The sequence below is a fragment of the Adlercreutzia equolifaciens genome (genome assembly GCF_029076695.1).
GTDB classification, from domain to species: domain Bacteria; phylum Actinomycetota; class Coriobacteriia; order Coriobacteriales; family Eggerthellaceae; genus Adlercreutzia; species Adlercreutzia equolifaciens_A.
Window position 1 is genome coordinate 1 of record NZ_JARFIK010000530.1, and the last position, 293, is coordinate 293.

The 293-nt window shown below is 41.3% G+C and carries 1 protein-coding gene; it reads left to right on the forward strand.

Going from position 1 to position 293, the window contains the following annotated elements:
* Window positions 1-293, forward strand: a 293-nt coding sequence (locus PZH32_RS13485) for a toprim domain-containing protein (protein WP_275208761.1), incomplete at both ends; no start/stop codon positions are given.

Here is a 293-nt window from a genome sequence, read left to right on the forward strand (position 1 = left end):
GAAAGAAATGAGCTTTGTTTCGCTGTCCGGGGTGTATTCTCCGGCAAAGAAAATTGAGGACAGTAAAGTGCCGATTGCACTGGAAAAGTATCTTGGCAGTAACCCATCTGTCAGGAAAATCCGTATCCATTTTGACAATGATATAGCGGGCAGAAAGGCAGCACAGACCTTAAAAACTATTCTGCCGGATAAGTATGAAATCGTTGATGAGCCACCAAAAGCAGGTAAGGACTTCAACGATTTTCTTTGTATGCGAATGGGAATTTACAATAAAAAAACACACGAAAGGAATG